Raw genomic sequence first — 11,108 nt, 5'->3', positions numbered from 1 at the left:
CCGCCGCGCCCGAGCCGGTCTCGGACACCAGCCGGTCGAGCGCGTCGTAACGCCGGTCGCGGACCACGCCGCCCGGCGCCACCAGCCGGGTCGGGTTGCCGGCCAAGTCGTAGACCGAGGTCCACGTGCGGTCGGCGGCGTCGGGGTGCGCGGCGGTGGCGGGTTCGACCACCGACTCGGGCAGCGACCACGCGTTGTAGGTGGTGACGAACGGGTTGCCGCGCCCGTCGGTGTAGCGGGTGCGGTTGCCGCGCGCGTCGTAGCCGAACGAGGTGGTGATCGACTCGGTGGCCGACACCGGCTCGACCTGCTGGGTGAGCCTGCTCGCCGCGTCGTAGCGGTACGTCGCGGTGCGGGACATCGCGTCGGTCGCGGTGAGCACGTTGCCCGCCGCGTCGTGGGTGTAGGTGGTGCGCCGCAGCGTGCCGCCCTGCCCGTTGAGGCTGAACTGGCCGGTGAGCCGGTTCGCCGCGTCGTAGCGCAGGAAGCTGGTGCGCCCGAGGGCGTCGCGCTGCCACACCGGGCGGCCCAGGCCGTCGTAGCCCTGCTGCACGACCACGCCGGCCGGGTCGGTCGTGCTGGTCCGCTGGCCCAGCGCGTCGTAGCCGAACCGGGTGACGTCGCCGGACGGGGACGTGGACGTCAGCAGCTCGCCCGCGTCGTTGTACTCCAGGCGGGTGGTGTGCGCCGCCGGCACGGGCCTGCGCTCCAGCCGCGTGCTGGTCACCTGGCGGCCCAGCTCGTCGTAGGTGGACTCCACCCGCGCGCCCGTCGGGTCGGTCGCCGACAGCTGCTCGCCGTTGTGCGTGTACGTGTAGCTCCACACGCCGCCGACCGCAGTGGGGTCGTCGGCCTTGGGATCCTGCCGCTCCACCAGCCTGCCGAGCTGGTCGTAGCGGAACCGGGCGACGGCGCCGCGCGGGCCGGTCACCTCGACCGCGTTGCCGACCGCGTCGTACTTCGTGGCGGTGGCGGCCCGGACCGGCGTGGTGCTGCCGGGCGCGGTGTACTCGGGTGTCTCGACCCGGATCGGGCGGCCCACCTTGTCGTGGGTCGTCGTGGTGACCCGGCCGTTCTCGTCGCGCACCGCGACCTGGTCGCCGAAGGTGTCGAACCCGACCAGGGTCTCCGGTCGCGCGGACGTCGGCGTGCCGCCGCCCGTCTCCACCTGCACGGCGGGCAGCACCACGGCGACCTGCCGCTCGCTCTCGTCGTTGCGGTACTCGGTGGTGAACGCGGCCGGGTCCGCGCCCGGCACGTTGCCGCGCGGGTCGGTCTCGGCGACCAGCAGGCCGCGCTTGTCGTAGCGGCGGGTCGTGGTCAGCGACGGGTTGCCCTGCTGGATCGTCTCGCTGACCTGGTTGCCCGCGTTGTCGTAGGCGAAGTCGACGACCGAGCCCGCCGACGACTGCACGCCCGGCGTGTTCGAACCCTGCCCGGAGCGGGCGACCTGGGTGACGTTGCCGTTGGCGTCGTAGCGGTAGCTGGTGCGCCGCGCCAGGCCCGCCGGGTCGGCCAGCACCTCGGTGACGCGGCCGACCTCGTTGTAGGTGTACTGGGTGACCTTGCCGTTGGGCCCGGTGCGCTTGACCAGGTTGCCCGCGCCGTCGTACTCGTTGCGCTCCAGCACGACCCGGCGCGTGCCGCCGCCCGGCGCGGCCACCTCGGCGAGCACCCGGAACACCAGGCCGCTCGGCGTGTACTCGTAGAGCGTCCTGCGGCCCATGGCGTCGACCTTGCGCACGAGCCGGCCGCCGAGGTCGTAGGTGTTGGCCTCCAGCACCAGCAACGACCCGTCGGACGGGGTGTCGCCACCGCCGACGCCGCCGGACACCGGCTTGCCGTGCCAGCCGCGCAGCCGCACCTCGGCGACCTTGTTGCGCGCGGTGTAGGCGTACTCGACCTTCGTGCCGTTCGCGTCCACGACCCACGTGCGGTTGCCGAAGACGTCGTAGCCGTAGCTGGTCCTCGCGCCCTCGGCGTCGGTGACGGAGTCCTGCCGCCCCCGGTCGTCGTAGGTGTAGGACGTGGTGCGCGTCGGGTCGCCACCCGAGAGGTCGGAGACCTCGACCTTCTCCGGTTGGCCGTCGGCGCTGTACGCGGTCTTGGTGAACTTGGTGTGCCGGACGCCGGTGACGGCGTTGGTGACCGGCGCGTCGGTGACCTCGACGGGACGGTTCAGCTCGTCGTGGGCGAACCTGGTCTCCAGGCCCTGCGGGTGGGTGTCGGAGAACTCCGTCTCGGACACCTTGCGGCCCAGCCGGTCGTAGCGGTACCTGGTGACGCGGCCCTCCGCCTCGTCGTCGGTGCGCCCCGGCTCGGTGGTGGAGGCCAGGTCGCCGTTGGCGTAGTACCGGTAGGCGGTGACCTTGCCGCGCGCGTCCGTGGTGGTCTTGAGCAGCCCGGCGCGCTCGTTGCCGCCGCCCTCGGCCGCGGTGGTGCCGTCGGTGTAGGTGTGCCGCACGGTCGTGCCGTCCGGCATCGTCTGCTTGACCAGCTCGCCGCGCGCGTCGTACTCCGACGAGGTCAGGTAGCGGTCGTCGGTCGGTCCGCTGGAACGGCCGTCGCGGGCGGTGAGCTGCTTGTCGATGCGCGGGTCGGTGTCGTTGACCTTGCCCGGCGCGGGCGCGTGGTACGTGAAGTGCTCGGTGTCGCACACCGCCGGGTCGCGGCAGGTCTTGCGCGACAGCACGTTGCCGCGCGCGTCGTTGCGCAGCTCGACCTGGTGGCCGTTCTCGTCGGTGATGGTCTGCTGGAACCCGGCCGCGTCGTAGTCGTAGGTGCGCACGCCCACGCCCTGCACCGGGCCGCCCTGCCAGTCCGGGTCGTTCACGCCCGTGCCGCCGCAGTACGACGGCGTGCCGTTCGGGTTGGGCGTCGGGGCGGCGGTGCACGGCGGCGCGGTCGACGGCGTGGTCGGCACGACCGACGGGTCGGGCCGGTCCTCCAGCCGCACGCCGGTGCCCAGCGGGGCGACGAACCGGATGATCCGCCCGCGCACGGGGTCGTAGTCGAAGAAGTGCGACCGGTTGCCCGGGTCGGTGACCTGGATCGAGCGGACCAGGTTGCGCACGGTGCGGCCCTGCGCGTCCTGCTCCTCGGTGCCGCTGACCTGCGGCAGGCCCAGCGCCCAGTGCCCGCCGTCGGCGTCGGTGTACTCGCTGACCCGGTCGTTGGTGGTGTCGTAGGTCAGCTCGGCGGCGACCCGGTCGCTGGGCAGGACGACCTTGGTCAGCTGGTCGGCGTGCTCGCGCGCCCGGAAGTGGGCGCGGGCCGCCTCCTCGCCCAGCGGGTGCTGGTAGATCGCGACCTCGTCGATCTGGCCGTCGAAGTGCTTCACCGACTGGTCGGCCCACCAGCCGTGCGGGGACCAGTCGGCGGGGCCGACGACGTGCGAGGCGCCGATCTGGCCGTGGTTGAGCAGGCTGTTGTCGATCTCGCCCTCGGTCGTGCCGACCTTCACGCCGTCCAGGAACAGCGTCTGCGTCGCCAGCGACCCGGAGAGCACGACGTGGTGCCACTGCCCGTCGTCGACCGCGCCCGCGCTGGTGATCGGCGCGACCCGGCCGTGCCAGAACTGGCCGCGCAGCCTGCCGTCGCGGTCCACGTACAGCACCGGCACCGCGCCGATCGGGTCGCGGTCGAACGGCGCGCGCTGGAAGCCGATCAGCGGACCGCCGTTCGTGGTCTTGAACCACAGCTCCACCGACAGGTCGCGGCTCTTCTTGATCGCGCCGTCGGGCAGCTTCACGTACGACCCGGCGCCGTCGAACGACGCCGACGCGTCACCGCTGCCGTCGAGCGCGCCCGGCGCGCCGAGCACCGTGCCCCGGTGCGCACCGGCGTCCTTGCCGAGGTTCGTGGCGACCTGGCTGACCGCGTCGGCCGACCCGGCGGACTCGCCCAGCCGCCAGTACGAGTCGGGGCGCGAGTCCAGCACCGCGGTGCGGTAGTGCGAGCCGTTCGCGTACTCGTACTCGGTGCAGCCGCCCTTGGGGTCGCACACCTTCGCGAGGCGGTCGCCCAGGTACTCGTAGGTCCACCTGATGGGGGTGCCGCCGGCGGTCGGCGGGTCCGTGCGGACCTCGGTGACGTGGTTGCCGGTCCAGGTGAAGTACAGCGTGCGGTCGGCGGCGGTGTTGTTCGGGACGAGCCTGCTGATCGCCCGCTTGATCTTCCCGTCCGGGCCGTAATCCAGCTCGACCGCGCGGCCCGCGTTGTCGTGGACGGTGATCAGCCTGCCGTCGAACTCGCGGAACGTGTAGACCGAGTTGGACTTGTCCACCAGCACGTACGGGCGGTTCGGCTGCGCGAAGTCCTGGTAGAACGTGGCGAACCGGCCCGAGGGCGGGTCGAAGCTGCCGTTCTCGGCGTTGCGGCCGAACCGCACCTGCTGCCCGTCGGGGTAGGTGACCACGACGTTGCCCGAACCGTCGAGGTCGGGCACCACGCGCATGTCGTAGCGGGTGGACCAGCCCGCGCCGAACGTGAGGTCCTTGCGCGGGTCGAGGCTGTTGTAGGTCCGCGCGACGTTCAGCTCGGGGCCGGTGACGCCGATCGCGGCGTCGACCGCGCCGGTGGTGTAGTTGCCGACCTGCGGGTCGAAGTCCAGGTCACCCGCGCTGTACGGCGCGCCGCCCAGGTGCGAGGTGATGTCCGGCTGCGGCACCGCGGTGAGGAGCGCGCTGAACGGCAGCGCCTCGCTGCGCGTGCCGCTCGGGTCGACCGCGAACGCCCGCCAGTGGTACGTCTCGCTCCACTGCAACCACCCCTTCGGGACGGTCCAGGTGCGGCTCGCACCGCGCGGGGACAGCCGGCACGAGCCGGTGTCGGGCGTGCCGTCGACCGTGCTGCCGCAGACCTCGAACTCGTAGACGACGTTGGTGTTCGGCGGCGCGTCCACGTCCACCGCGTCGGCCCACAGCTGCGGCGTCAGCGTCGGCGCGGAGTGTCCCGCCGGCGGGTACTGCGCCTTCACGATCGGCGGGATCTCGAACACGGTCATCGACAGCCGCACCGGCGGGACCTGCTCGTCGGTGAAGTAGGTGCCGCCGTGCACCATGCTGAAGTCGAGCAGGTAGTCGCCGGGGTCGGCCCGGTGCACCGTGGCGTCGAGGGTGATCGTGTCGCCCCTGGGCACGACGCGGTCCAGCGGCGCGGACTCCCGCGAGTCCACCGGCCTGCCCTCGGCGGTGAACAACCGGTAGGCCAGCTTGTAGTCGCCCGGCGTCCACGGTTCGGCGCCGCGGTTGGTCACCGCGATGCGGACCTTGCCGTCCTGCGTGCGCAGCACGGGCGGCTCCGGCACGCCGCGCTCGATGCGGTAGCCCGCGTCGTACTTGGTGTGCGTGACGAACAGGCGCGGGTGGTTGGCCCTGGCGCCCAGGCCGACGAACTTCTTCCAGCCGCTGACGGCCTTCACCGCGAGGCCGTTGTTGGCCCCGCCGCGCACCCAGCCCTGCACCAGCTCGCGACCGCCGTCGCCGAGGTCGATCAGGTCGGACCCGGTGGGGCAGGCGGAGTGCGACTGGCCCAGCGCCACGTAGCCGTGCGCGAACGACGCCCTGCCCAGCGTGGCCCCGGTCGGCGGGTGGCCGGAGCCGGTCGCGCTCCACGCGCCGGTGACCTCCTGCACCACGACCGGTTCGGGGCGGCACGACGGGGCGTCGAAGCTGGTCAGGTACAGCTGGGCGTCGAAGACGCGGTGGTTGGCCAGCGCGCCGGTGTCGAACTTCAGGTACATCGCGCTGTTGCCGCCGACGTACAGCTCGTCGCCGCCGGTGCGCGCGCCGCCCGAGGTGACGACGGCGGCACTGGCGAGCACCGGGCTCACCGACGGGTCGACCAGCACCGGGTAGGCGCGGGCCGGGTCGCGCAGCCACGCGTCGTCCACCGACACGCGCAGCGCCGGGCCGCCCGCGTGGTCGACCAGCTCGTAGCGCACCCCGTCGGAGGTCGCCGGCCCCTCCCGGCGCGAGTCGACCATGAACCCGGCCGGGATGACGGCCTCGACGCCGCCGTCGCCGCGCACCAGCTCGACCCGGCCCTCGACGACCCGCGCGGTGAGCCCCGTGAGGCGCAGCGGGAACACCCAGCTGCGCGGTGCGTCCGGTGAGGTCAGCACGAGGGTTTCCTTGACCCCGCCGGGCTGCGCGTCCAGCCGCAGGTCGGTGTGCGCGGTCACGCCGGGGTAGGTGACCCGGCTGCCCTGCGCCGTGCCGCGCGCGGCGGCGGCGCCGGCGAGGCCGAACGCCAGCTCGTGCCCGTCGGACAACGCCACGCGCACGAAGGGCGCCTCGGCGGTGGTCGCGCCGAACCTGGTGTCGACCCGGTCGGCGGCGTTGCGCCACCCGTCGCCGTCGGGGACGAGGGAGGTGTCCACGGGGTGCCACGAGCCGTCGTCGCGCTGGTAGTTGACCGGTTCCTGGCTGAACTCGGTGGTCGAGGTGCCGTCGGCGTTGTCGAACGTGCGGGAGTTGGCCTGCCGCTTGCCCACGTCCTCGCGGCTGGTCGCCGGGTCGTACCCGGCCGGGTCGGTCGACGTGGCGACCTCGCGGACCGCGTTGGGCTTCGCCGCGCCGGCCTCGTCGGGGAAGTCCGGCTGGGGGTGCTTGGCCAGCTCCGAGCGGGGCAGGGCGCGGTTGGGCGTCTCGCCCTCGACCTCGTGCTCCTGGCCCTCCGCCGAACCCCACGGCTGGTCGGGCGCGAGTTCGCCGGCCTCGGCGGCCGGGTCACCGGACGACGCGGAACCCCACTGCGGCATGAGCCGGACGGCGTCGGGCGCGACCGCGCCGAAGAGCACCACCAGCACCAGCCCGAGGGCCGCCAGAATTCTCCCGCGCGGTGAGCGCGGCAACCGGAAGCGCGCACGCCGAATACGCCCAGCAGCCATTGCCCGGAATCCCCCCGTGTCGACAGGCGCGGTCGCGCGGTGTCACCGCAGACCCCCCTGAGCCTGTGCCGCGCTGAAGCATCCAGCGCTGATCGAAAAAAGGCAAGCGCCTGTTGGCGGTAGTAGTGGTTTGGACCTTTGGGCAACCCGGTCGGCCTAGTGGCACCGGGTCGGGCGATACCGTCCGTGACGGTGTTGCCGCTGGTGAGGCGAATCGCAAGGGCTTGGCCGGCGGGGCGGGTCTCGGCTACGGTCCCCTCGACCTTCGAGTGCGACCAGGGGGGAAGTGCATGTCGAGAGTGCGCGCGAGCCTGCTCGAAAACAGTGCGAAAATCATTGTGGCAACCGCTCTCGGTGTTGCCGGCGTTTCCGTTCCGGCGGCACACGCGAACATTTCCGCGGCGGCCGCGACACTCGTCTGCGACAGCGCGGTCAAGGTGTACGGGGTGACGCCGGGCGGGAGTTTCTTCGTCTACCCGCACAACGAGCCGGAGAACGGCAACTTCGACTGGGGCGTGAAGCAGGGCATCGGCAGCGGCTGGGAGGTCGGCCGCACGGTGGCCGGGCCGAACGGCGTCGTCTACAGCATGGTCGCCGCCACCGGCGACCTGCGCAGGTTCCGCTGGAACGAGAACGCCGGCGACTGGGACTCGTGGAACGGCGCGCAATTCCGCGTCGTGGGCAACGGGTGGGGCCGCTACAGCCAGGCCGAGCACCGCAACAAGGTGACGGTCGACGAAAAGGGCCGCCTGTACGAGATCACCGCCGAGGGCAACCTGGAGGTGTTCGTCTGGGAGGGCGACGACGCGACCGGCGGGTGGACCGCGGAAACCGGCGCCGGCAAGGTCATCGACACCGGCTGGGGCCAGTACGACCTCGTCGTGGCCGCCGGTGACGGCGTGCTGTACGCCCGGAAGCCCACCGGTGAACTCTTCCGGTACCGCTACCACGCGGCGTCCGACCGCTTCGTGCACTACGCGCAACCGGCGGGCCAAGGCTGGCAGATGTTCAACCGCCTCTTCTCGCCGGGCGGTGACGTGCTGTACGGCACGCGCCCGGACAACGGCGGCGAGCTGCTGTGGTACCGCTACCACGAGGACACGAACACCTGGGCGGACACCGGCCGCGAAGTCGGCAAGCTCGTCGGCACCGGCTGGCACGGCGAACTCGACGTGGTCGCCGACACCGACGCGTGCCGCCTCACCGGCCACGCCCTGCCGACCAGGCCGACCGTGCCGGAGCGCCTCGACGCGCCGACCACCGCGCTCCAGGCGCCGGACGGCCGGGTGTCGTACTTCTACGTCAACGGCGAGGGCGGCCTGAGCATGGCCGTGCAGCGCTACGCGGGCGACTACATCCTGCTGGACTACAGCACGTTCACCGGGCACTTCGACTTCACCGGGCAGCCGGGCGCGGGCCTGCGCCAGGACGGCCGGTTCGAGACCCTCGCCAACAGCCACGACGACGGCGAGTACCGGGGCAGGGTGCAGCAGGTGAAGAACGGCGTGTGGGGCTCGACCCCCGTCACCGCCGAGCGGGGCTGGCTGCTGAGCGACCCGGTCGTCGTCACCGAGGCGGACGGCGCGCTGAGCCAGTTCGCGGTCGACGAGGCCGGCGCGCTGTGGCGGCGCGCCCAGATCGCGCCCAACGGCGTCTACGCCGCCTGGCGCAAGCTCGCCGGGAGCGGCCTGAGCACCGACTTCACCGTGCTGCGCAACGGGTCCGCGGTCGACGTGGTGGCGCGCTTCACCGACGGCACCGCGCGGGCGACCCGCGTCACGGCGGGCTCGGCGGGCGCGTGGCGCACCGTCGGCGCCGGCGTGACCGGCCGACCCGCCGCCGTCGCGCACGGCAACGGCGACCTCCAGGTGTTCGCCCGCCGCACCGACGGCCTGGTCCACACCCAGCGCGAGAGCGGCGGCGCGTTCCCCGGCACGTGGTCCGCCGTCGGCAGCCTGGCCACCGCCGGCTCACCGGCGGCCGTGCTCAAGGGCAACGGCCTGATGGCGCTGGCCGCGCGCGGGGTCGACGGGTTCGTGCACCAGGTCGACCAGGAGGCGCCGGCCGCCGGGTTCGGCGCCTGGGTCATCCGCTACCACCAGGACACCGCGACCGACCCGACCGGCCTGGTGCTGGCCGACGGCACGCCGATCTTCACCTGGCGCACGCCCGGTGGCCTCGTGGCGACCTCCTACGTCCAGGCGGTGTCCGGCGCGCAGCGCTCGGCCACCACCCACGCCGGCGCGACCGCGGTGCCGCGGTGAACCGCGCCCTGGCGGTGCTCGCCACCGCGTCACTCGTGGCGACCGCGCTCGTGCCCCTGACCACCACCGCCGCCGGCGCGGCGGAAACCCTCCAGTGCAGCACCAGCGTGCCGCTGCACGTGCGCAAGCCCGACACCAGCCTGACGCTCTACCAGCACGACGAGCCCGAGAACGGGAACCCGAGCTGGCAGACCCAGTTCAGCCACGGGTTCGCCTGGGACGGCATCACCCTCGGCGGCCCGGACGGCGTCGTCTACGAACTGGCGCCCGACGGCACGCTCAGCCGGTTCCGCTGGCTGGGCTCCGGCTGGGAGCACGGCGGCGTCTCGGAGACCGTGCGCACCGGCTGGACGGGCTGGACGCGCGACACGCTCGTGGTCGACGCCAAGGGCGACTTCTACGGCATCTCCCCGAACGACGGCAACCTGCACCGGTACCGCCACACCGAGGTCAACGGGACCTGGACGACGGTCGACCACACCGTGGCGGTCGGCTGGGCGGGCCGGTACGACATGCTCTGGGCCTCGGGCGAGGGCGTGCTGTTCGCCCGCACCCGCGCAGGCGCGCTGCACCAGTACACCTACCACGCCGAGAGCAGGCGGCTGCTGGTCGACGGCCTCCAGGTCGGTGACGCCGGGTGGGGCCAGTTCACCGACGTCGCCTCGGTCGGCGGCGGCGTGTTCTACGCCCTCAACGGCGGCACGCAGCAGCTCAAGTGGTACCGCTACACGGGCGGCGGCACGTGGGCGCCCGCGTCGGGCAGCGTCATCGGCAACGGCGGCTGGCGCGCCGACTGGCAGGTAGAGGGGCAGTCCGACGCCTGCCGGATCGTCGGGGCCGTCGTGCCGCAGCGCCCGGCGGTGCCGCAGCGCTTCGACGCGCCGCCCACGCCCGTGCAGGGGACGGACGGCCTGGTGACGTACTTCTACGTCAACGCCGCCGGCGGCCTCACCGCCGCGAAGCAGCGCAACCCGGGCGACTACTCGATCCTCGACTACGCCACGTTGACCGGGTACCACCGGTACACCGGCCGGCCGGGCGCGGGCGTGCGCGCCGACGGGCGGCTGGAGGCGCTGGCCAACAGCTCCGACGACGCGGGGCTGCGCGGCAAGGTGCAGCAGGTGAGGAACGGCGTGTGGGGCGACGAGGTGGCCACCCACGAGGGGTGGATGGCGGGCGACCCCGCGATGGCCACCGAGGCGTCCGGCACGCTCGCCGTGCTCGCGGCCGACGGCGAGGGCGGGCTGTGGCAGCGCCGCCAGGTCGCGGCCGGCGGCGGGTACGAGGCGTGGCGGCGGATCGCGAGCGGCGGCGTCACCACCGACTTCACCGTGCTGCGCAACGGGACCGCGCTCGACGTCGTGGCCCGGTTCACCGACGGCTCCGTGCGCGTGCTGCGCTTGGTCGACGGGGTGCCCGGGACGTGGCGGGCGGTCGGCGCGGGCGCCACCTCACGACCCGCGGCCGTCGCCCACCCCAACGGCGACCTCCAGGTGTTCGTGCGTGGTGCGAACGGGCACGTGCTCGGCCAGCGCGAGAGCGGCGGCGCGTTCGGCGGCACGTGGCAGCAGGTGGGCGACCTCGTCGTGCCCGGTCCGCCGGCCGCCGTCGTGACCGGCGCCGGCCTGGTGGAACTGGCCGTGCGGGACGACGGCGGTTTCGTGCAGCAGGCGGGCCAACTGGCCCCGGCGGCCGGTTTCGGGGCCTGGGTCGTGCGCTACCACCAGGACACCGAGAGCGACCCGGCCGGGCTGGTGCTGACCGACGGGCAGCCGATCTTCACCTGGCGCACCCCGTCCGGCCAGATCGCCACCTCCTACCTGGTCACCGGCACGGCGAACACCCGGAGCGCCGCGGGGGCGACGGCCGAGCGGTGACCCTGCGGCGGTGGTGGGCGGGTCGGACTTCGGACCACCCCCGCTCGCGCGGGGAGCACTCGGTGCGACGTAGCG

Annotated in this window: 3 protein-coding genes; 2 read left to right on the top strand and 1 reads right to left on the bottom strand. The window is 73.4% G+C overall.

Annotated features, from left to right (window positions below):
- Positions 1 to 6,811 (bottom strand): LamG-like jellyroll fold domain-containing protein (locus ACFV4N_RS31545; RefSeq protein WP_499676281.1); only part of this gene is annotated, 6,811 nt, incomplete at its 3' end.
- A gap of 527 nt (positions 6,812 to 7,338) precedes the next feature.
- Between ACFV4N_RS31545 and ACFV4N_RS31540 the strand changes: the two genes are divergently transcribed.
- Both ACFV4N_RS31540 and ACFV4N_RS31535 read left to right on the top strand, forming a co-directional pair.
- Positions 7,339 to 9,156 (top strand): tachylectin-related carbohydrate-binding protein, encoded by a 1,818-nt coding sequence (locus ACFV4N_RS31540; protein ID WP_499676280.1) that lies wholly within the window; start codon positions 7,339 to 7,341, stop codon positions 9,154 to 9,156.
- Positions 9,153 to 11,033, top strand: a complete 1,881-nt coding sequence (locus ACFV4N_RS31535) for a tachylectin-related carbohydrate-binding protein (protein ID WP_499676279.1) — start codon at positions 9,153 to 9,155, stop codon at positions 11,031 to 11,033. The genes ACFV4N_RS31540 and ACFV4N_RS31535 overlap by 4 nt, the downstream gene beginning before the upstream one ends.
- Positions 11,034 to 11,108 lie beyond the last annotated feature (75 nt).

Source organism: Actinosynnema sp. NPDC059797 (assembly GCF_042732085.1).
Lineage (GTDB): Bacteria > Actinomycetota > Actinomycetes > Mycobacteriales > Pseudonocardiaceae > Actinosynnema.
This window is presented reverse-complemented; position numbering and strand designations above follow the sequence as displayed.